Annotated in this window: 17 protein-coding genes; 11 read left to right on the top strand and 6 right to left on the bottom strand. The window is 67.6% G+C overall.

Annotated elements, in window-relative coordinates; translation table 11 throughout:
* Positions 1 to 78: 78 nt before the first annotated feature.
* Positions 79 to 1,329 (bottom strand): DDE-type integrase/transposase/recombinase, encoded by a 1,251-nt coding sequence (locus ABMA10_RS16450; protein ID WP_431030692.1) that lies wholly within the window; start codon positions 1,327 to 1,329, stop codon positions 79 to 81.
* 216 nt (positions 1,330 to 1,545) lie between these two features.
* Here ABMA10_RS16450 and ABMA10_RS16445 point away from each other — a divergent pair, with 216 nt between their 5' ends.
* From ABMA10_RS16445 to ABMA10_RS16435, 3 genes are read left to right on the top strand one after another with little or no spacing between them, the layout of a single operon-like run.
* Positions 1,546 to 2,196 (top strand): 2-phosphosulfolactate phosphatase, encoded by a 651-nt coding sequence (locus ABMA10_RS16445; protein WP_347867091.1) that lies wholly within the window; start codon positions 1,546 to 1,548, stop codon positions 2,194 to 2,196.
* 9 nt (positions 2,197 to 2,205) lie between these two features.
* On the top strand, positions 2,206 to 2,508 hold the full coding sequence (locus ABMA10_RS16440) for a DUF427 domain-containing protein (protein WP_347867092.1): 303 nt from the start codon (positions 2,206 to 2,208) through the stop codon (positions 2,506 to 2,508).
* A complete protein-coding gene (locus ABMA10_RS16435) occupies positions 2,508 to 3,011 on the top strand; it encodes a DinB family protein (protein ID WP_347867162.1) in 504 nt (167 codons plus the stop codon). The genes ABMA10_RS16440 and ABMA10_RS16435 overlap by 1 nt, the downstream gene beginning before the upstream one ends.
* A 32-nt stretch (positions 3,012 to 3,043) precedes the next feature.
* Here the strand turns inward: ABMA10_RS16435 and ABMA10_RS16430 are convergent, their stop codons facing one another.
* From ABMA10_RS16430 to ABMA10_RS16415, 4 genes are all read right to left on the bottom strand, one after another.
* Positions 3,044 to 3,613: a DUF1697 domain-containing protein gene (locus ABMA10_RS16430; protein ID WP_347867093.1), complete on the bottom strand. Its 570-nt coding sequence runs from the start codon at positions 3,611 to 3,613 to the stop codon at positions 3,044 to 3,046.
* The gene (locus ABMA10_RS16425) at positions 3,610 to 4,149 is read right to left on the bottom strand and encodes a SprT-like domain-containing protein (protein WP_347867094.1); all 540 of its coding nucleotides are present in this window, start codon (positions 4,147 to 4,149) and stop codon (positions 3,610 to 3,612) included. Before ABMA10_RS16425 ends, ABMA10_RS16430 begins: the two co-directional genes overlap by 4 nt.
* Positions 4,150 to 4,222: 73 nt before the next feature.
* A complete protein-coding gene (locus ABMA10_RS16420; RefSeq protein WP_347867095.1) occupies positions 4,223 to 5,449 on the bottom strand; it encodes a PQQ-dependent sugar dehydrogenase in 1,227 nt (408 codons plus the stop codon).
* Between the two features lie 2 nt (positions 5,450 to 5,451).
* Positions 5,452 to 6,306, bottom strand: a complete 855-nt coding sequence (locus ABMA10_RS16415) for a spermidine synthase (RefSeq protein ID WP_347867096.1) — start codon at positions 6,304 to 6,306, stop codon at positions 5,452 to 5,454.
* A gap of 25 nt (positions 6,307 to 6,331) precedes the next feature.
* On the opposite strand from ABMA10_RS16415, the gene ABMA10_RS16410 reads away from it, so the two are divergent.
* From ABMA10_RS16410 to ABMA10_RS16385, 6 genes are all read left to right on the top strand, one after another.
* Positions 6,332 to 7,129 carry a LamB/YcsF family protein gene (locus tag ABMA10_RS16410; RefSeq protein ID WP_347867163.1) on the top strand — a complete coding sequence of 266 codons (798 nt, stop codon included), beginning with the start codon at positions 6,332 to 6,334 and terminating at the stop codon, positions 7,127 to 7,129.
* Positions 7,123 to 7,791 carry a 5-oxoprolinase subunit B family protein gene (locus tag ABMA10_RS16405; RefSeq protein ID WP_347867097.1) on the top strand — a complete coding sequence of 223 codons (669 nt, stop codon included), beginning with the start codon at positions 7,123 to 7,125 and terminating at the stop codon, positions 7,789 to 7,791. Before ABMA10_RS16410 ends, ABMA10_RS16405 begins: the two co-directional genes overlap by 7 nt.
* Positions 7,788 to 8,657: a biotin-dependent carboxyltransferase family protein gene (locus ABMA10_RS16400; RefSeq protein WP_347867098.1), complete on the top strand. Its 870-nt coding sequence runs from the start codon at positions 7,788 to 7,790 to the stop codon at positions 8,655 to 8,657. The genes ABMA10_RS16405 and ABMA10_RS16400 overlap by 4 nt, the downstream gene beginning before the upstream one ends.
* 238 nt (positions 8,658 to 8,895) lie before the next feature.
* The gene (rpoB, locus tag ABMA10_RS16395; protein ID WP_347867099.1) at positions 8,896 to 12,387 is read left to right on the top strand and encodes a DNA-directed RNA polymerase subunit beta; all 3,492 of its coding nucleotides are present in this window, start codon (positions 8,896 to 8,898) and stop codon (positions 12,385 to 12,387) included.
* Positions 12,388 to 12,432: 45 nt separating this feature from the next.
* Complete coding sequence (locus ABMA10_RS16390; RefSeq protein ID WP_347867100.1) at positions 12,433 to 16,314, top strand: DNA-directed RNA polymerase subunit beta'; 3,882 nt, start codon at positions 12,433 to 12,435, stop codon at positions 16,312 to 16,314.
* A 172-nt stretch (positions 16,315 to 16,486) separates the two neighbouring features.
* Positions 16,487 to 17,248: a hypothetical protein gene (locus ABMA10_RS16385; protein WP_347867101.1), complete on the top strand. Its 762-nt coding sequence runs from the start codon at positions 16,487 to 16,489 to the stop codon at positions 17,246 to 17,248.
* 149 nt (positions 17,249 to 17,397) lie between these two features.
* Here ABMA10_RS16385 and ABMA10_RS16380 read toward each other — a convergent pair whose 3' ends face one another.
* Complete coding sequence (locus tag ABMA10_RS16380) at positions 17,398 to 18,423, bottom strand: amidase domain-containing protein (RefSeq protein WP_347867102.1); 1,026 nt, start codon at positions 18,421 to 18,423, stop codon at positions 17,398 to 17,400.
* Positions 18,424 to 18,717: 294 nt separating this feature from the next.
* On the opposite strand from ABMA10_RS16380, the gene ABMA10_RS16375 reads away from it, so the two are divergent.
* Positions 18,718 to 19,689, top strand: coding sequence for a hypothetical protein (locus ABMA10_RS16375; protein WP_347867103.1), 972 nt, complete (start codon positions 18,718 to 18,720; stop codon positions 19,687 to 19,689).
* A gap of 2 nt (positions 19,690 to 19,691) precedes the next feature.
* Complete coding sequence (locus ABMA10_RS16370; RefSeq protein WP_347867104.1) at positions 19,692 to 20,180, top strand: DUF6121 family protein; 489 nt, start codon at positions 19,692 to 19,694, stop codon at positions 20,178 to 20,180.
* Positions 20,181 to 20,232: the final 52 nt, after the last annotated feature.

Raw genomic sequence — 20,232 nt, 5'->3', positions numbered from 1 at the left:
GCACCCCTCCGGAGCACTGTGATGTCTCAGGACTTCGTGGACACTTCTGTCTCAGGACTTCGTGGACACTTCTCTGTCTCAGGACTTCGTGGACACAACGCTGTTCTTGGTCGTTCGTGTTCGGCCGTGGGCGGGGCGGCCTTCGTTGCGTGATGGCATGGGTTGGGTGCGGATCATGGTGCCGTGGTGGTCGTAGAACGTGATCTGCTGAGCGTCCCAGATCGCGTGGACGGTGTGACCGATGAATGCTGTCCCGGGGCGGAACGTGCGACCGAGGAGGTAGGTTCTGCCGCCTGACGTGACAACACATTCAGCTTCGCCGGGTGGTAGGGCTGTGAGGGCGTTGCGGGCGGCGTGGATCTCGATCGCGGTGGGTTGCGGGGTCGGTGACGGGGCAGCCGGGGTGCGATCCCAGGCCTCTTTCGGGGTTTGCCGGTCGGTGAGCGATTGGTGTTCGCGGAGCGTGTTGTAGGACACGTCGAAGACGTTCACGAGGGTTTGCAGTTCCTCGATCGTCGCGGCTGGCGGTTTGGCGTTGAGGAAGCGGTGCAGTGTGCGGTGGAAGCGTTCGTTCTTGCCTTGCGTGGTGGGTTTGTAGGGCTTCCCCGTGATCGTCTCGACGCCGAGCGAGGCGAGGTAATCGATGAGCTGGTTGGAATGCCCCCGACGCGTGGGATTGAACGCGACACCATTGTCTGACAGGAACTTCTGTGGTGCTCCGTGATGGTTGATCGCCTGGGTCACGACACGCAATGCAGCCTCTCCGGTCTCTGCCCGGGCGACCAACGACGCGAGCGCGAGACGGGAATGATCGTCGATGATCTGGAAGATCGTGCAGAGCGAACCGTCAGTAAGCGTCCACTCGGTTGCATCGATTTGCCACAAACAGTTCGGGGCTGGATAGACGAACCGACGAAACGCGCTCCGGGGCCGCTTCCGAGGCTCCGCCTCGACCACGCCCGCACGAACGAAGATCCGCGCCAAGGTGGCCCGTGAGGGCAACTCCTGGAAGCCCATCCGCCGCAACCTCGCGATCACACTCAACGGGCCGAAATCCCACCCCTCTGCACGCAATCGCGCCCGAACACTGATGGCGAGATCGACGATCTCGTCGCTCGTCCGAGCCGGACTCGACCGAGGCCTCGTGGATGTCGGAGCGACGACCTCGAACACACCATCTGCCGCAGCCCGGGCGCGGATCTTGTAGAACCAAGACCGCGAAACACCATGCTCCTCGCAGAACGCCGAGACCGCACCCCGGCCCGCATCATCAGGCCACGATGCCACGAGCAAACGAACCTTCGGAGATGGACGCTTCGGTATCGACATGCTCCACCGAACCGCGGAAGTGTCCACGAACTCCTGAGACACACTGTCCACGAAGTCCTGAGACAGAAGTGTCCACGATGTCCTGAGACTTCACAACCCTCCGGAGCACCGCGCTCGCGCCACAGCACCGCGCTCGAGCAGTCCCGACCTGCACGTCGCCTGTCGCGCAACGCAACACGAGCGGGTCGGGCGACGCCGTCTCGATACGATGAACGGGTGACCACCGCCTCCACCGCGCAGCCGCCCGTCCACCCGCCCTTCGCCCAGACGAAGTACCAGGTCCGATTCGACTGGGGCGTCACGGGAGCCGGTCGGATCGACGCCGCAGACGTCGCCGTCGTGGTCGACGTGCTGCACGCGACGACCTCGCTCGAGCAGCGCATCAGCGTCGGAGAGACGGTCGCGCTCACCGACCTCGACGAACGCGGCGAGACGGCGCAGATCGCCGAGCTTCTGGCCGGGACGGGGGCCGAGGTCATCGCCGGCTGCCTCCGGAACCGTTCAGCCGTCGCCGAGTGGATCATCGCGAAGCAGGCCGAGCTCGGCCGACGCACGAGCATCGTCGTCATCGCCGTCGGTGAACTCGACGACGCCGCCGAGACGCGGTTCGCCGTCGAGGACCTCTTCGGAGCGGGCGCGGTCATCGAGGCGCTGGGGCTCCGCGGTATCGACTTCACCTCGCCGGAGGCCGCCGCCGCTGCGGCAGCGTACGAGGGGCTGCGCAACGGTGTCGGGCATCTCCTGTCGGCGTCGTCGACGGCCCAGCAGCTCGCCCAGGATGGTCGTCCAGAGCACGTGCAGGCCGCACGCGAGGTCGATGTGTCAACCGTCGTCCCCGTCCTGGACGGCGCCGTCTTCCGCGCGTAGTCTCAGGCCATGCGCGCACTCCTCGGAACCACCGTCCTCGCCGAAGCCCCCGAATCAGAGCTGATCAAGATCGAGGGCAACTGGTACTTCCCGCCGTCCAGCCTGAAGCGGGAGCTCTTCGTCGAGACGGACACCCAGTACACGTGCCCGTGGAAGGGCGAGGCCCAGTACTACGGCATCAAGGACGGCGACGAGGTCCTGCCCGACCAGGCGTGGTCCTACCCGAACCCGTACCCGACTGCGTTCGACCGCGTCGGCAAGGACTTCGCAGGGTACGTCGCGTTCTGGAAGCAGGTCGAGGTCGTCGCGTGATGGCGGACTGGGGTGATCGGCCGCAGCCGCCCGAACGCGGCGGCGAACGCGAGACGATCGAAGGCTTCCTCGATTTCCAGCGCGCGAGCATCGTGTGGAAGGCCCGTGGCCTGAGCGACGACCTCGCTGCGAAGCGCCTGCTGCCGAGCCTCACGACGGTGTCCGGGCTCGTCCGGCATCTGGCCGACGTCGAACGCAGTTGGTTCCGCGAGGACATGGACGGTCAGCAGGGCGTTCCCGCCCGCTGGACCGAGGAGGACCCCGACGGAGAGTGGCGGGTCACCGCGGCCGACAGCCTCGACGAGATCATCGACGACTACGAGGCCGCGTGTGCGGAGTCGCGTGAGGTCGCAGCCCGCTACGACCTCGACGACGTCTGCCGCGAGAACGGCCAGCGGTTCACCCTGCGTTGGATCGAGCTCCACATGCTGGAGGAGACCGCCCGCCATCTCGGGCACATCGACATCCTCCGCGAGCAGTTGGACGGCCGAACCGGCGAGTGAGCTGCGCTCGGCGTCACACCTCGCCAGACGACTCAGGGGAGGAGCTTCCGGAGCGTTCGGAGGTTGCGCGTGGTCACGTGGGGCTTGAAGCGGGCCTTCGAGGACTCCTTCGCGAACGCGGTGTCGACGCTCGAACCCTTCGGGACCTCCCAGTAGAGCACGCCGTCACCTGCCGCGACCTGGTCCGGCTGATCAGCCGTGGAGGCGGCGAACGCCAGCAGCGCGTCGAGTGAGGACTGCTCCGAGGAGAACATCACGTAGGGCTGCAGCTCGGTGGTCTCGGGCCACGGGTAGGCGTCGACGGTGTCCGCGAGTGACGACTGGGTGGTGAGCACGATCCACGCCTGGTACCCGAAGGCCGTGCCGAGTGCCGCTTCGATGGTGTCCTTGATCTCGCGACGGGCCGCGGCAGAAGCCTTCGACGGCGCGACCGTCGGGGAGGTGAACAACACGTTCCCGCTCGCGAGCACGGTCTGCACCTCGGTGAAACCCGCACCCCGGAATGTCTCGGCGAGGTCCGCCGATCGGATGGTGACCCCGCCGACGTTCACCCCGCGCAGCAGGGCGACCCAGCGTTCCTCGCCCGCCTCGGCGACCGTCATGCACCGAGGGCGGTGTCGTCGGTCTGACCGGTCGTCGGGCTGCTGCCGTCGAAGGCTGCCGCGCGGCGACGCATCGCCGGCGTCACCTCGCGGTGCAGCCAGCTGAGGAGGAAGCGCTCATCGTAGGACCGCGAGCACTTGCCGCAGGACGTCGCCCGGCTGGGCCGGCGATGGCGGTAGAGCACATGGCCGGACGGGCACGTCCCGACCCACGGAGCCAGTTCGTCCGCCGTCTGGCCGTCGTGCAGGCGCGAACCCTCGTATCCCAGCTCCTCGGCGACGCGGCGCCACTTCGGACCGTGCCCGGCACGCGGCCCCGCGAGGGCGTGCGCGACCTCGTGCAGGAGGATCTGGTGGATCTCGTCGTCGTCGTAGCGGGCCGCGAGATAGCGCGAGACCGTGATGCGCTTCGTCGTGAAGTTGCAGAGCCCGGCGCGCCGCTTGGCATTGTCGAAGCCGAAGCTCCACACCGCCGGATCCAGGTGCAGCGCGATGAGCGCCTGTGCCCACACGGTGACCCGGCTGAGTTCTGCCATGCATGGATGGTACTCCAGGCCGCCGACAACACCCGGTAGGCACCTGCGCGCGGCCGACTGATCGGCGCATCGGTCAGCGCGGCGCGAGCGGTGAGAGGGGCAACTCGACGATTCGGTCGTCGTCGGCACCTGGCGAACCACGGCCGTCGGTGTTGTTCGTGAGGATCCACAGGGTGCCGGGCGGGCCGGCGATGACGTCGCGGATCCGGCCGAAGGTACCGACCAGGTACGGGACGGCGTCGATGACCCCGACGAGTGCGCTGCTCCCGGCTGGCACGTGCACGCCGTCGGTGATCCCATACAGGCGCTCGCCGCGGAGTGCCGCCATGAAGACCGTGTCGTCGACGATCGCGAGGCCGCTCGGACTGGCGTCTTCGGTCGCCCACTGCGCGACCGGGTCGATCATGCCCGCTGCGCCCGCGACGCCTTCGGTCACCGGCCAGCCGTAGTTGCCGCCGGGCACGATCCGGTTGAGCTCGTCCCACGTGTTCTGGCCGAACTCGCTCGCCCAGAGACCGCCGTCCCGGTCCCAGGCGATGCCCTGCGGATTGCGGTGTCCGAGCGAGTACACGGGGGAGCCGGGGAACGGGTTGTCGGGCGGCACCGCGCCCTCCGCCGTCACGCGCAGGATCTTCCCGCCGAGGCTGTCGCCGCGTTGAGCGAGGCTCCGGTCGCCGGCGTCACCCGCCGTCGCGTACAGCATCCCGTCCGGTCCGAACGCGATGCGGCCGCCGTTGTGGTTCCCGGCGCGCGGGATGCCGGTGAGGATCTCCTCTCCGCCTCCCAGCCCGTAGGAGCCGGCGCCTCCGGTGAGGGGGAATCGCACGATGCGGTTGTCGGAGGCGGTCGTCAGATAGGCGTACAGCCAGGCCTCTGAGACCGTGGCCTCGTCCGGCATCAGCGCCGCGAGTCCGAGGAGACCTCCTTCCCCGTCCGCAGCGACTCCGGGGACGACACCGATCTGACGAACGGCCCCGCCGCTGACGATCTCGAGCACGTCGCCGGCGTCGCGTTGGCTCACGAGCGTGCTGCCGGACGCGAGCCGCACCATGGACCACGGGGCGTCGAGCCCGCCGACCACCGTGGTCGAGGCCCCCGTCGGCGCGACGGGGCCGACGGCCTCCGCAGTGCGGGTGGGCGATGGACTCGGGGTGGGCGACGGTGAGAGGGCAGCCGTCCCGGGCGTCCGGGGTGCTGCGTCGGTGCACGCCGCGAGCAGGAGCGCGCCGGCCGTGAGGAGGACGACCGCTGTGGCGCGCGCACGCAGGCCCCGTCGGTGCGGAGTCTGCGTGGTCCTCATGGTCAGCCCTTCGTCTGGAAGATGCCCTGGCCGGGGTTCGGGGACGGCACCGCGGTGTCGTCGGTGACGACCTGCGCACCGGCGATGAAGGCACGGAGCTCCTGACCGGCGACGGCTTTCGCCGGGTGCGGACCTGCGGCGAGGAGCCGCGGCAGGAAGTCGAGCGGCAGCGGGGTGTTCGAGCCGACGAGCACGACGTTGCCGAATCGACGGCCCTTGAGGATCTGGGTCTCCGCGAGCGCCGCGACGTGCGAGACGGAGTCGGCGAGCGTGGCCGCCTGCCCGCGGGCGAAGGCGAGCCCCCGCCCGTCGGCGACGTTCACGACGATGATGCCCGTGGGTGACAGGAGCTCGACAGCCGAGGAGTAGAACTCGGTGCTCGTCACGTGCGCCGGGGTGTTGGCGCCGCTGAAGATGTCGACGACCACGAGGTCGACCGTGCCGCGCAGTCCGGGCGGCAGCTTGGCGACGATCTCGCGGGCGTCGCCGTAGCGGACACGGATCTGGGCGCGTTTCGACCACGGGAGGTGTTCGCGCACGAGGTCGATGAGCTCCCGTTCGAGTTCGACGACCTGCTGACGCGAACCGGGCCGCGTCGCCTCGACGTAGCGGGGGAGCGTGAGGGCGCCGGCTCCGAGGTGCACGGCCGTGATGGGGCGTCCGGGATCGCCGATCTCGTCGATGATGTGCCCGATGCGCTGGACGTACTCGAAGAAGAGCTCGTCGGGCTGGTCGAGGTTCACGTGCGACTGCGGGGTGCCGTCGACCACGAGCTGGTAGGTGCCCGGCACGAAACGGTCCGCCTCGATCCTGGCCAGGTAACCGCTGACGCCGAGTCGTACCTGTGCCTCGTCCATGCCCCCAGCCTAGACTTCGACCGTGATGCCGATCGACCTCAACAGTGATCTCGGCGAGCTCTGGCGCGGGACGCCGATGGCCGACGACGAGGCCATGTTCCGGATCGTCACGAGCGCGAACGTCGCGTGCGGTTTCCACGCGGGCACCCAGGAGTCGATGCTCGCAGCCGTACGGAGGGCGACCCGGCACGGCGTCGCGCTCGGAGCCCACCCGTCGTACCGTGATGAGGAGGGGTTCGGGCGTCGCGACACGGACGTGCCGGCACCGCTGCTCGAGGCCGACGTCCTGGAGCAGCTGCATGGACTCCAAGCTGCCGTGGACGTCGCGGCCGGCACCGATGCCACCGCGGGAGTCGCCGCGGCAGGCATCACCTACGTCAAGCCACACGGCGCGCTGTACAACCGGATCGCACGCGACGCGGACCAGGCGGCAGCGGTCGTTCGGGCCGTCGTCCGCTTCGGTGCGTGGCTCGGCCGTCCGCTGCCGATCCTCGGCCTCGCCGGCACCGTGATCGAGCGCGAAACCCTGGCCGCAGGGCTCCCGTTCGCCGCAGAGGCGTTCGTCGACCGCGGGTACCGCGCCGACGGCTCCCTCGTCCCACGTGCTGCCGCCGGAGCCATGGTGACCGACCACGACGTCGCCGTCCGGCGCGCCGTCGACATGGTGGTCGACCGCCGGGTCACGGCCGTCGACGGCTCGGTGATCGACCTCGCGCCTGCATCGCTCTGCGTCCACGGCGACACGCCCGGCTCTGTTGCGCTCGCGCTCGCCGTCCGCACCGCGCTCCTCGATGCCGGAGTCCGGCTCCGCGCGCCATGGTGACCGGGCCCGCCGCCGGCCCGACACTCCGCCCGATGGGGGAGGATGCGCTGCTGCTTGAGCTGGCCTCCCTGGGTGACGTGCTGCGCGTGCACCGGGCGCTCGCCGCATCCCGTCCCGACGGCCTCGTCGACCTCGTGCCCGCCGCCCGCACCGTGCTCGCGGTCAGCGGACGCGGTGGACCGGCGCTGGCAGCGGTGGGCTCCTGGCTACTCGCGACCGCCGCACGCGTCCTGCAGTCGCCGGACGTCGACGAGCCGCAGCAGCTCTCGCCGAGCGATCCGGAGACCGTGATCGCCGTGCGCTACGACGGCCCCGACCTCGACGACACCGCGGCACTCCTCGGCCTCGACGCAGACGGACTGATCGCGCTCCACACCGGCTCCGACTGGACGGTCGCGTTCAGCGGTTTCGCGCCAGGGTTCGGGTACCTCGTGACCGATCACGACCGCCTCGTCGTCCCTCGCCTGAGCGTGCCACGGACGAGCGTCCCCGCCGGATCGGTCGCACTCGCCGATGCGTTCAGCGGGGTGTACCCGCGATCCTCGCCGGGCGGCTGGCGCATCATCGGAACGACGGACGCGGTGCTCTGGGACTCCCGGGCCACGCACCCCGCGCTGCTCGTCCCCGGGCACCGTGTGCGCTTCGAGGTGGTGGGCGCATGATGGGCGGACGGCTGCTCGTGCAGCACTCCGGACCATCGACGACGGTGCAGGACCTCGGGCGCCCGGGCCATGGGGCGCTCGGTGTCAGCCCTTCCGGTGCGCTCGACCGTGGCGCTCTCCGACTCGCGAACCGTCTGGTGGGCAACCCGGAGACACGGGCCGGCCTCGAGATACTCCTCGGCGGGTTCTCCGCGGTGCCCGAGGTCGACCTGTGGGTCGCGGTCACGGGAGCCTGGGGACCGATCAGCGTCGACGGGCGCCCGATCGACGGCCACCGGGCGGCGCGGGTCGCAGCGGGTTCCACGCTCCGGATCGGACCGGCGACCCACGGGCTCCGCTATGTCCTGGCCGTCCGCGGCGGCCTCGATGCACCCGATGTGCTGGGATCCCGGTCGAGCGACAGCCTCGCAGGTCTCGGTCCGGAGGCCGTCGGCGACGGCGAGCGCCTCACCGTCCGGCCCAGTCCGCGACGTCGTCTCCCGGCGCTCGACATCTTCCCCTGGACGCCGCCGAGCGCGGATGCGCGACTGATCAGCGCGGGCGCCGGTCCTCGCCTCGACTGGTTCGACGACGAATCGCAGCGGCGGTTCTTCGAGCAGTCCTGGACGGTGACCGGGGACGCCGATCGCATCGGCATGCGGCTCGACGGCAGGCCGCTGCGCCGGGTCGACGCAGGGCTCGAACTGCCGAGCGAGGGGCTGGTCGCTGGAGCGGTGCAGGTGCCGCCGAGCGGGCTCCCGACGATCCTGCTCGCCGACCACCCCGTCACCGGCGGCTATCCGGTCATCGCCGTCGTCCGATCCTCCGACCGCGACCACCTCGCCCAGCTGCGGCCGGGCCAGACCCTGCGATTCCGTCACGGGTGACGGGAACAGTGCGGCACGTCCGGCGGTTATACCGGAAAGTTGAAAACTCGTCAAGGAAAGACTGGACACGCCGGAACTTCCGGCCTATAGTTGTTCTTTGCGCTCCCAGAATCTCTATGCCTTCATATTGCGGTCGGCTGGTGTGCGCGGGTCCATCCCGCCACATGTTCCTTTCTGGTGAGTAACTCCACTGACGACCAGTAACTCGGCCCCCAACAGGCCTCCGGAGGTTATCCCCTTGGCTGCTGCGCGCAACGCAACCACCAACTCACCCAAGAACGGCCGCGGAGCATCCCGCCTCTCGTTCGCGAAGATCACCGACACGCTGACGGTTCCAGACCTGCTGGCTCTGCAGACCGAAAGCTTCGACTGGCTGGTCGGCAACGACGTGTGGAAGGCACGCGTCGATGAAGCCACCCAGGCCGGCCGACAGGACCTGCCCACGAAGAGCGGCCTCGACGAGATCTTCGAGGAGATCTCCCCGATCGAGGACCTCGGCGAGACGATGCAGCTCTCCTTCGCCAACCCGTACCTCGAGCCCGAGAAGTACTCCATCGACGAGTGCAAGGAACGCGGCAAGACGTACGCGGCCCCGCTCTACGTCGAGGCCGAGTTCATGAACCACCTCACCGGTGAGATCAAGACGCAGACGGTCTTCATGGGCGACTTCCCGCTCATGACCGAGCGCGGTACCTTCATCATCAACGGCACCGAGCGTGTCGTCGTCTCGCAGCTCGTCCGCAGCCCGGGCGTGTACTTCGAGTCGGCACAGGAGAAGACCTCCGACAAGGACATCTTCTCGGCTCGTGTCATCCCGAGCCGTGGAGCCTGGCTCGAGTTCGAGATCGACAAGCGCGATCAGGTCGGCGTCCGCATCGACCGCAAGCGCAAGCAGTCCGTCACCGTGTTCCTCAAGGCGCTCGGCATGACGAGCGAAGAGATCCTCGAGGAGTTCAAGGGCTACGAGTCCATCGAGCTCACCCTCGAGAAGGACACGATCCTCACGAAGGAAGATGCGCTCCGCGACATCTACCGCAAGCTTCGTCCGGGCGAGCAGGTCGCTGCCGAGGCTGCGCGTGCGCTCCTCGACAACTTCTACTTCAACTCGAAGCGCTACGACCTCGCGAAGGTCGGCCGGTACAAGATCAACAACAAGCTCGGTCTCGACAAGCCGCTCAGCGACTCCGTCCTGACCACTGACGACATCGTCGCCACGATCAAGTACCTGGTCGCACTCCACCGCGGCACGGCGACGCTCCCGGGCGTCCGCAACGGCAAGCCCGTCGACCTCCGTCTCGACACGGACGACATCGACAACTTCGGCAACCGTCGTATCCGCGCCGTCGGCGAGCTCATCCAGAACCAGGTCCGCACCGGTCTGTCCCGCATGGAGCGCGTCGTCCGCGAGCGCATGACCACGCAGGACATCGAGGCGATCACGCCGCAGACCCTGATCAACGTGCGCCCCGTCGTCGCCGCGATCAAGGAGTTCTTCGGAACCTCGCAGCTGTCGCAGTTCATGGACCAGAACAACCCGCTCGCGGGTCTGACCCACAAGCGTCGCCTCTCGGCGCTCGGCCCCGGCGGTCTGTCGCGTGAGCGCGCAGGCGTCGAGGTGCGAGACGTCCACCCGTCGCACTACGGCCGCATGTGCCCGATCGAGACCCCGGAAGGCCCGAACATCGGCCTGATCGGTTCGCTCGCATCGTTCGCGCGGATCAACTCGTTCGGTTTCATCGAGACCCCGTACCGTCGCGTCGTCGACGGCCGGGTCACCGAGGACATCGACTACCTCACCGCGATGGAAGAGGACAACTTCATCGTCGCGCAGGCCAACGCTCCGCTCAAGAGCGACGGTCACTTCCAGGAGGACCGTGTCCTCGCTCGGAAGAAGGGCGGCGAGGTCGACCTCATCCCGTCCGAGGAGATCGGCTACATGGACGTCTCCCCGCGCCAGATGGTGTCGGTCGCAACGTCCCTCATCCCGTTCCTCGAGCACGACGACGCGAACCGCGCACTCATGGGTGCCAACATGCAGCGTCAGGCCGTCCCGCTCCTCATGTCGGACTCGCCGCTCGTCGGTACCGGTATGGAGGGCTACGCAGCCATCGACGCCGGCGATGTCGTCACCGCCGACAAGTCCGGTGTCGTGCAGGAGGTGTCGGCCGAGTCCGTCACCATCCAGCTCGACGAGGGCGGAACGCAGACCTACTACCTGCGCAAGTTCGACCGCTCCAACCAGGGCACGAGCTACAACAACCGTGTCATCGTCTCGGAGGGTGCACGCCTCGAGGCCGGTGAGGTCATCGCAGACGGCCCCGCCACGGAGAACGGCGAGCTCGCGCTCGGCAAGAACCTCCTCGTCGCCTTCATGACGTGGGAGGGTCACAACTTCGAGGACGCGATCATCCTCAGCCAGAACCTGGTGAAGGACGACATCCTCTCCTCGATCCACATCGAGGAGTACGAGGTCGACGCGCGCGACACCAAGCTCGGCAAGGAGGAGATCACCCGTGATCTCCCGAACGTCAGCCCGGAGCTGCTCAAGGACCTCGACGAGCGCGGCATCATCCGCATCGGTGCCGAGGTCCGCCCGGGCGACATCCTCGTCGGCAAGGTCACGCCGAAGGGTGAGACCGAGCTCTCCGCCGAGGAGCGCCTGCTCCGCGCGATCTTCAACGAGAAGAGCCGCGAAGTCCGCGACACCTCGCTGAAGGTTCCCCACGGTGAAGCCGGCACGATCATCGCCGTCAAGGTGTTCGACGCACAGGACGGCGACGACGAGCTCGGCTCGGGCGTCAACCAGCGTGTGGTCGTCTACATCGCCCAGAAGCGCAAGATCACCGAGGGCGACAAGCTCGCCGGCCGTCACGGCAACAAGGGTGTCATCGCGAAGATCCTGCCTGTCGAGGACATGCCGTTCCTCGAGGACGGCACGCCGGTCGACGTCATCCTCAACCCGCTCGGTATCCCCGGTCGAATGAACTTCGGTCAGGTCCTGGAAATCCACCTCGGGTGGATCGCCAAGCAGGGCTGGAACGTCGAGGGCAAGCCCAGCTGGGCCAAGAAGCTCCCGGCTGCTGCTCACTCGGCGGAGCCGAACACCAAGGTCGCGACCCCGGTGTTCGACGGCGCTTCCGAGGAGGAGATCGCCGGTCTGCTCGACTCGACGACCGTCACCCGCGACGGCGACCGCCTCATCGGTTCCTCCGGAAAGGCCCGTCTGTTCGACGGCCGTTCCGGCGAGCCGTTCCCGGCACCCGTCTCGGTCGGCTACATGTACATCCTCAAGCTGCACCACCTCGTGGACGACAAGATCCACGCGCGTTCGACGGGTCCGTACTCGATGATCACGCAGCAGCCACTCGGTGGTAAGGCGCAGTTCGGTGGACAGCGCTTCGGTGAGATGGAGGTGTGGGCCCTCGAGGCCTACGGTGCGGCATACGCCCTCCAGGAGCTCCTCACGATCAAGTCCGACGACATCCTCGGCCGCGTCAAGGTGTACGAGGCCATCGTCAAGGGCGAGAACATCCAGGAGCCCGGTATCCCCGAGAGCTTCAAGGTGCTCATCAAGGAAATGCAGTCGCTGTGCTTGAACGTCGAGGTCCTCTCGGCCGACGGCACCGCGGTGAGCCTGCGCGACACCGACGACGACGCGTTCCGCGCCGCCGAAGAGCTCGGCATCAACATTTCCTCCAGGTTCGAGTCCTCGTCGATCGACGAGATCTAAGCCTGACCACTGTAGAGACTGACGACACCTTTCATAGGAGATACATTGCTCGACGTCACAACTTTTGACGAGCTTCGCATTGGTCTGGCCACCGCCGATCACATCCGTGCCTGGTCGCACGGCGAGGTCAAGAAGCCCGAGACCATCAACTACCGCACCCTCAAGCCCGAGAAGGACGGTCTGTTCGGCGAACAGATCTTCGGTCCTTCGCGGGACTGGGAGTGCGCCTGCGGCAAGTACAAGCGGGTCCGCTTCAAGGGCATCGTGTGCGAGCGCTGCGGTGTCGAGGTCACGAAGTCGTCGGTGCGCCGTGAGCGCATGGGCCACATCGAACTCGCCGCCCCGGTCACGCACATCTGGTACTTCAAGGGCGTGCCTTCGCGCCTCGGTTACCTGCTGGACATGGCGCCCAAGGACCTCGAGAAGGTCATCTACTTCGCGGCCTACATGGTCATCGACGTGGACGAGGACGCACGCCACCAGGACATGCCGGGCCTTGAGAACGAGCTCCGCCTCGAGATCAAGACCCTCGGCGACCAGCGCGACTCGCGCATCGCCGACCGCCTGAAGAAGCTCGAGGACGACCTCGCAGCTCTCGAGGAGGAAGGCGCCAAGAGCGAGCAGAAGCGCCGCACCAAGGACGCCGCCGAGAAGGAGATGAGCCAGAACCGCAAGTCCTACGACGAGCAGATCGCTCACCTCGAGCGCGTCTGGGAGGACTTCCGCAACCTCAAGGTCGGCGACCTCAAGCCCGAGGACTCCGTGTTCCACGAGCTGCAGGACCGCTTCGGCCTGTACTTCGAGGCCTACATGGGTGCAGAAGCCGTCAAGAAGCGTCTGCTGTCCTTCGACCTCGCTGCCGAGTCCGAGCTGCTCCACCACCAGATCGCGGAGGGCAAGGGTCAGAAGAAGATCCGTGCCATCAAGCGTCTGCGCGTGGTCAACTCGTTCCTCATCACCGGCAACTCGCCGGCCGCGATGGTGCTCGACGTGGTCCCCGTGATCCCGCCGGAGCTCCGTCCGATGGTGCAGCTCGACGGTGGCCGCTTCGCGACCTCCGACCTCAACGACCTCTACCGTCGTGTCATCAACCGCAACAACCGTCTGCGTCGTCTGCTCGACCTCGGGGCTCCCGAGATCATCGTCAACAACGAGAAGCGGATGCTGCAGGAGGCCGTCGACGCTCTGTTCGACAACGGCCGTCGTGGTCGCCCCGTCACCGGTACCGGCAACCGTGCCCTGAAGTCCCTCAGCGACATGCTGAAGGGGAAGCAGGGTCGATTCCGCCAGAACCTGCTCGGCAAGCGCGTCGACTACTCTGGCCGTTCGGTCATCATCGTCGGCCCGCAGCTGAAGCTGCACCAGTGTGGTCTGCCCAAGCAGATGGCTCTGGAGCTCTTCAAGCCGTTCGTCATCAAGCGCCTGATCGACCTGAGCCACGCTCAGAACATCAAGGCCGCGAAGCGCATGGTCGAGCGCAGCCGTCCCGAGGTCTGGGACGTGCTGGAGGAGATCATCCGCGAGCGCCCCGTGCTGCTGAACCGTGCACCAACTCTGCACCGTCTCGGCATCCAGGCGTTCGAGCCTCAGCTCGTCGAGGGCAAGGCCATTCAGCTGCACCCGCTCGTGTGTGCTGCGTTCAACGCAGACTTCGACGGCGACCAGATGGCTGTCCACCTCCCGCTCTCCGTCGAGGCCCAGGCCGAGGCGCGCATCCTGATGCTCGCGTCGAACAACATCCTGAAGCCGTCCGATGGACGCCCGGTCACCCTGCCCACGCAGGACATGATCATCGGCCTCCACCACCTCACCACCCTCAAGGAGGGTGTCGAGGGTGAGGGTCGTGCCTTCTCGTCGGTCGCCGAGGCGATCCTCGCGAAGGACCAGGGCTCGCTCGACCTCAACGCCAAGGTGCGCATCCGTCTCCACGACGTGACGTTCGCCGAGGGTACGGGGCCCGAGGGTTACGAGGGTTCCGGCGTCGCGCTGGTCTCGACCACGCTCGGTCGCGCACTCTTCAACGAGGCGCTGCCGGCGGACTACCCCTACGTCGAAGACGTTGCGGACAAGGGCAAGCTGTCCTCGATCGTCAACGACCTCGCGGAGCGGTACCCGAAGACGGTCGTGGCTGCCACGCTCGACAACATCAAGGACGCCGGTTTCCACTGGGCGACGCGTTCCGGTGTGACCGTGGCACTCAGTGACGTCCTCACCCCGCCGAACAAGCGCGAGATCGTCCAGGGCTACGAGAAGCAGGCCGCCAAGGTCCAGAGCCAGTTCGACAAGGGTCTGACCACGGATGCCGAGCGTCGCCAGGAGCTCATCAAGATCTGGACGGAGGCCACTGAGAAGGTTGCAGAGGCCATGCGTGCGAACTTCCCGGCGGACAACACCATCAACCGCATGGTGTCCTCGGGTGCTCGTGGTAACTGGCTGCAGATCCGCAACATCGCGGGTATGCGAGGCCTGGTGAACAACCCGAAGGGTGAGATCATCCCTCGCCCGATCATCTCCTCCTACCGTGAGGGCCTGTCGGTCGCCGAGTACTTCATCGCGACCCACGGTGCCCGTAAGGGTCTGGCGGACACGGCGCTTCGTACCGCCGACTCGGGTTACCTCACGCGTCGTCTCGTCGACGTCTCGCAGGATGTCATCATCCGCGAAGACGACTGCGGCACGACGAAGGGTCTCGAGCTCGCGATCGCCAGTGCCGACAGCACGGGCGCGCTCGTCCGCGACCCGAACGTGGAGAACTCCGTGTTCGCCCGTTCGCTCGCCGCTGCTGCGGTCGACCCGCAGGGCACCGTCGTTGCCGAGGCCGGTGAGGACGTCGGTGACGTGCTCATCGACAAGCTCGTCTCCGCCGGCGTCGAGAACATCAAGGTGCGCTCGGTCCTGACCTGCGAGTCCGCCGTCGGTGTGTGTGCTGCCTGCTACGGCCGTTCGCTCGCCACGGGCAAGCTCGTCGACATCGGCGAGGCCGTCGGCATCATCGCGGCCCAGTCGATCGGTGAGCCCGGTACCCAGCTGACGATGCGTACCTTCCACACGGGTGGTTCGGCATCGGCAGACGACATCACGCAGGGTCTTCCCCGCGTGCAGGAGCTGTTCGAGGCTCGTACCCCCAAGGGTGCGACCCCGATCGCCGAGGCCGCCGGTCGGATCACGATCGACGAGAACGACAAGTCTCGTAAGGTCATCCTGACGCCCGACAACGGCGACGAGCCGGTCATCTACCCGGTGCTGAAGCGTGCGGTCCTCCTCGTCGAGGACGGACAGCACGTGGAGCTCGGTCAGAAGATCCACGTCGGTGCCGTGGACCCCAAGGAAGTCCTGCGCGTGCAGGGTGTCCGTGAGGTCCAGAAGCACCTCGTCGGTGGCGTCCAGGGCGTGTACCGCTCGCAGGGTGTCCCGATCCACGACAAGCACATCGAGGTCATCGTGCGCCAGATGCTGCGGAAGGTGACCGTGGTCGACCACGGCGACACCGACCTGCTGCCTGGTGAGCTCGTCGACCGCCTGCGCTACGCCGAGCTCAACCGCTCGGCCGTGTCGGAGGGTCGTCGGACCGCATCGGCTCGCCAGGAGGTCATGGGTATCACCAAGGCGTCCCTTGCGACCGAGTCCTGGCTGTCGGCCGCTTCGTTCCAGGAGACCACGCGTGTGCTCACGCAGGCCGCCATGGAAGGCAAGAGCGACCCGCTGGTCGGCCTGAAGGAGAACGTCATCATCGGTAAGCTCATCCCGGCCGGTACCGGCCTGGCGCGCTACCGCAATGTCGTTGTCGAGGCGACCGAGGAGGCGAAGGCGGAGCGTTACCCGAACCGTATCTTCGGCGAGGACGGCGCGTTCAACGAGTCAGACCTGAGCTTCGTCGACTTCGACAGCTTCAGCTCCGACGACTTCACCCCTGGGAACTACAACTAGGGCTGAGTCTCACCCGGAAGGCCCGTCCGGATCGCATGGCGATCCGGACGGGCCTTCCGTCATTTCCGTCACCCATTTCTGGGCGAGCGGGAGCCCCCTCGCCCAAGAATGGGCGAATGAGACCGGGGGTTGCGGAGTTGTGGACGGGGGCGCGAGTCGACATGCTGGTGCGATGAGTGATCAGCCCGAGCAGCCGTCAGGCCAGTTCCAGCCGTTGCAACCAGGCGGCACTCCGGAGCAGGCCGACGTCAGGTACGGCGCTGCCGCTCCGAAACGCAAGCGGAACCCGGTCGTCATCTGGCTCAGCGTGCTCGCCGGTGTCCTGGCGGTCGCGCTCGTCGTGGTCATCGGTCTCCTGGCCGTCGGCCCGATGGGAGCGCCCGTCGCTGATTCGACGAGCACTCCGAGCTCGTCGTCCACCGTCAGTCCGACGACGGCACCGACGGACGTCGCCGAGACACCTGCCGCGCCGGCGCGACCGACCGAGTGCACGCAGCTCTTCCCGGCCGGCTACATCGAGTCGCTCACGGCGGATGGGTTCCTCGAACTCAACCCGGCGTGGGCGCAGCCGACGCTGAACGAGTCGTTCGGCTCGAACGACGATGCCCTCGTCGCGCTGCTCACGCCTACGGACCGGCTCACCTGCGACCTCAGCAAGGCCAGCGGTGCCGGCGAGGTCTTCATCCTGACGAACGTTGCATGGGTCGAGGCCGACACCCAGGCTGCGGCGATCACGCGGATGAACGACGCCGGGTTCACCTGCTCGGAGGAGTTGGGCGGGACGATGTGCTTCACCGAGAACGACGACCCCTCCGGGAACACAACCGGTGAGCGCCACTTCCTGCGTGACGGCACCTGGGTCGCGACCCGCTGGGCGAACGTCACCATCACCGGCTGGACCCAGACGATCGTCCAGACCCTCTTCCCTGCCTGACCAGACCCTCTTCCCGCCTGTCCAGACCCCTTCCCCTGATCAGAACCTCTTCCCCAACTCAGGATCGGGTCGGTGTGTCGCGCCGGGCGCGGCTTGCCCGGGCGCGCTACGCCGAGACCGTCCTGAGACAGGTCAATGGAGCGACGTCGTCAGGCGATGCTCCAGTAGTAGACGGAAGCGCCGGGGTGGATCACGGTGATGGCTTCGTCGACCGTGCGGTAGTCGGTGTCGTCGGTGTGACCGGCGTAGGAGATGACGACCCCGGCATCGGTCTGCTCGACCTTCGACACGATGCCCGTGTGGTCGCGGTCGCCGCTGTTGTCCCAGTCGAACTGGACGATGTCGCCGACCTTCACCTGGTCGCGCTGGGCGTCGTCGAGCGCCGTCGCGAGTTCGGGGTGGTCGGCGGCGTAGTTCATGAAGTACGTCGAGCTGACCCAGGCCTTCGAGAAGTCGAAGTCGTCGCCAGTGCCCTCCGCCCACCAGTCGGACGTCTGCGTCCAGCCCCGCTGGAGCAGGCTCTGGCTCGCGAAGTTCGCGCAGTCGGTGTCGTCGAGGGAACCGTACTCGGCGAGGTTGTAGTCGTCCCAGTGCTGGAACACGTACGCCATCTGTGCGTCGACCGGGCTCACGATGTCGTAGCTGTAGCTGAGCGCGTCGCCGTCGACCCGGAGGTCGTCGGCGTAGACGGCGACGCCGACGTCGGTTGGGGAGAAGCTCGTCGCGGCGGGGACCGCGACGGTGACCTCGGTGCTCGTGGCGGAGAGGATCTGCGCGTCCTGGTCGCCGAACACGACGCGGGTCACGCCATCGACGTCGACACCGCTCACGGTGAGCGTCGTACCACCGGCGACGGATCCAGTCGCGGAGGAGATCGCCGTCACAGCCGTGGCGTTGACGGTCGAGGTGGGGGTCACCTCTGCCGCGGCGCTCATCGACTGGGCCGTGGGCGCGGAGGCGGACGCATCAGAGCCGCTCACGACGATCGGCGCGACCACACCGGCGATGAGCAGGACTGCGGCACCGGCCGAGACCCCGGCCACCAGCCGTCGGCGCGCGGGCGGCAGGCGTCGGAAGCGGCGCGCGGCATCACCGAGCGCGCCGGAGCGGTGGGCTCGCGTGCGCGGTGTGAGAGGGGTGTCGTTCGGGCTCGGGTCGTGCAGGGGCTCTGGCATGGGGCCTTTCCGGGGGATCCGCCGTGGGGGTCGGCGTCGCGGGATCGGCAGTGATCCGACAAGTGTCTGTTATTACCTCCTAGACAATCGTCCGGAGCTGAGGGGACCGTTTCCTTCGTCTATGAATCGGATAAGAATCGTGCCGGCGAGCAGGGGGCACGACAGTCGCCCGCTGAGCATCCATGTCGGCGGTTCCCGGCGAGGTTGACCGGCAGATGGCTCGCGACTTGCTACCGTGACGAACGGAGTGTCGGCAGGGCGCTCCTGAACAGGCACCCGCCGAAGGAGTACGCGATGAGCACCCAGAACCCCGAGCCCGGATCGTCGACCGACCCGAGTGTCCCGGCTGCTGCCCAGTCCGGCCCTGACACGGCACGAACCGCCCCCGAGCGGGACATCCTCACCGAGGACACGGTGCAGCAGGACACGATCACCGACGGTGTCGGTGCCGACCCGGTGGTCCACGAGCACAGGGCGTCCGAGCCCGTGGTCGTCGAATCCGCATCCGCCGAACAGGAGACCCGCGCGTACGCGCCGCATGCTCCGCAACGCGCATACTCCAACATCGAACTCGACGACGACACTGCGGCGACCACGACCGCCAAACCGGCCGACACCGGCGCTCACCCGTACCCCGCGGCTGCGTACGCCCCGGTCGGCTTGTCGACCGCGACTGACGCCGCACCTGCCACGGAGCAGCCGCAGGCGTTCCCGCTGTACATCCAGGCCCCGTCCGCTCCGGACATCCGCGGCAACCGTGGCTTCGGCATCCTCGTCGGCCTGCTCGCCACGGTGATCTTCGCTGGTCTGTATGCTGCTGCCGTCGCCGGCCTGCAGCTGCTGTTCGAGGACGACGGCACCTTCGTCGAGAACATCGTCCAGCTCTCCACGAGCTGGCCCTTCCTCCTGGCCGTCGCAGCGTTCTTCATCTCCTGGGCGGTCACGGCTGCGATCGTGAACCGATCCGGTTGGGTGCACTGGGTGCTCGGTGGCTTCATCATCGGTGTCGTCGTGTTCCTCGCCTGGGTCGGCGGCTTCCTCATCCAGGAGCGCGCGTGGACGCTCAGTGTGGACGAGATCCTCGCTGAGGTGACCGGTGTCGCGTTCACCTTCGGTCCCGTCCTCGCCTTCATCGTCGCCCGGGAGATCCCGGTGTGGCTCGGTGGCTGGATCGCCTCTCGCGGACGCAAGGTGCGAGCGGCGAACATCGAGGCCCAGGAGGAGTACGACCGCGTGCTCGAAGCCGGTCCGACCACCGCGCGCTGACCGTGAGCGAGCGGCCGGACGGAGCTCGCGGCCCCTGGTGGGTCGCTCCGTTCGCCGCGGTCACCTACGTCGCGCTCGTCGTCTGCGCGTTCGGATTCATCAGCCTGCTCGCTGATCTCGACGTCGTGACCGACCGGGATGCCGGCCCGCTGACCGGGCCACTGATGGTGCTCGTCGCGACGGTCGTCGTGCTGTGGGCGATCATCGGGGAGACACGGAGGACACCGTTGCGGGTCTCGGTCGGCACCGCTGTGGTCACCGGCCTCATCGCCTGGCTCGCCTACGGTGCGAGCGGCGGAGTGTTCGATGCGATCGCGAGCGGGGACGCGTCGGGAGCGGTCACCTTCGCCGTCGCGACGCTCGTCGGTCCCTTCTCGGTCGCGGTCGGGGTCATCGCCGTCGTGATCGTCCTGATCGCCTCCGCTGTCGCCACCTCGTCCACCGGGCGCCCGTCGACGCCGCGGTGGCCGTGGGAACGGGACGAACTGTGACGATCGTCCGCAGCCAGCCCTCGGGCGTCGCGGTCGAACGACGCTCGCGGAT

It is taken from the genome of Plantibacter sp. RU18 (genome assembly GCF_050613355.1).
In the GTDB taxonomy this organism is placed as follows: Bacteria; Actinomycetota; Actinomycetes; order Actinomycetales; family Microbacteriaceae; genus Plantibacter.
This window is presented reverse-complemented; position numbering and strand designations above follow the sequence as displayed.

Coding starts and splice junctions, on each gene's coding strand:
- ABMA10_RS16450 (WP_431030692.1), bottom strand. CDS start 1,329: ATGTCGATACCGAAGCGTCCATCTCCGAAGGTTCGTTTGCTCGTGGCA.
- ABMA10_RS16440 (WP_347867092.1), top strand. CDS start 2,206: ATGCGCGCACTCCTCGGAACCACCGTCCTCGCCGAAGCCCCCGAATCA.
- ABMA10_RS16435 (WP_347867162.1), top strand. CDS start 2,508: ATGGCGGACTGGGGTGATCGGCCGCAGCCGCCCGAACGCGGCGGCGAA.
- ABMA10_RS16430 (WP_347867093.1), bottom strand. CDS start 3,613: ATGACGGTCGCCGAGGCGGGCGAGGAACGCTGGGTCGCCCTGCTGCGC.
- ABMA10_RS16425 (WP_347867094.1), bottom strand. CDS start 4,149: ATGGCAGAACTCAGCCGGGTCACCGTGTGGGCACAGGCGCTCATCGCG.
- ABMA10_RS16420 (WP_347867095.1), bottom strand. CDS start 5,449: ATGAGGACCACGCAGACTCCGCACCGACGGGGCCTGCGTGCGCGCGCC.
- ABMA10_RS16415 (WP_347867096.1), bottom strand. CDS start 6,306: ATGGACGAGGCACAGGTACGACTCGGCGTCAGCGGTTACCTGGCCAGG.
- ABMA10_RS16410 (WP_347867163.1), top strand. CDS start 6,332: ATGCCGATCGACCTCAACAGTGATCTCGGCGAGCTCTGGCGCGGGACG.
- ABMA10_RS16405 (WP_347867097.1), top strand. CDS start 7,123: ATGGTGACCGGGCCCGCCGCCGGCCCGACACTCCGCCCGATGGGGGAG.
- ABMA10_RS16400 (WP_347867098.1), top strand. CDS start 7,788: ATGATGGGCGGACGGCTGCTCGTGCAGCACTCCGGACCATCGACGACG.
- ABMA10_RS16385 (WP_347867101.1), top strand. CDS start 16,487: ATGAGTGATCAGCCCGAGCAGCCGTCAGGCCAGTTCCAGCCGTTGCAA.
- ABMA10_RS16380 (WP_347867102.1), bottom strand. CDS start 18,423: ATGCCAGAGCCCCTGCACGACCCGAGCCCGAACGACACCCCTCTCACA.
- ABMA10_RS16375 (WP_347867103.1), top strand. CDS start 18,718: ATGAGCACCCAGAACCCCGAGCCCGGATCGTCGACCGACCCGAGTGTC.